1 protein-coding gene is annotated in these 260 nt (G+C 51.2%); it reads left to right on the top strand.

All coding sequences use genetic code 11. The features are described from left to right. A partial coding sequence (locus HMPREF2872_RS05730) for a TrbM/KikA/MpfK family conjugal transfer protein (protein ID WP_349267084.1) occupies positions 1-255 on the top strand: 255 nt, incomplete at its 5' end. Between the last annotated feature and the right edge of the window lie 5 nt (positions 256-260).

The following is a 260-nucleotide window of genomic DNA, read 5'->3' as shown; positions in this document are numbered from 1 at the left end:
CCTGTAGTCAACGCTTCAGATATTGCCGGCAAACTGCTGACAGGCGATAAAAAATATGCCTGCGAGGCCATTGCCTGCCTGACTTCTCCGGGTACGCCGCCTAAAGAATGCAACCCTGCACTGCACAGGTTCTATTCCATTCACCACAAATACGCGCAAGACACCATCAGCGCTCGCCGCCGCTTCCTACAGCAGTGTCCTGCTTCCCGTGACAAAGAGATTGCACCCATTATCGAAATAGTCGTACATCGATAATCTAT

The sequence above is a fragment of the Neisseria sp. HMSC069H12 genome, assembly GCF_001812735.1.
GTDB classification, from domain to species: Bacteria; Pseudomonadota; Gammaproteobacteria; order Burkholderiales; family Neisseriaceae; genus Neisseria; species Neisseria subflava.
This window is presented reverse-complemented; position numbering and strand designations above follow the sequence as displayed.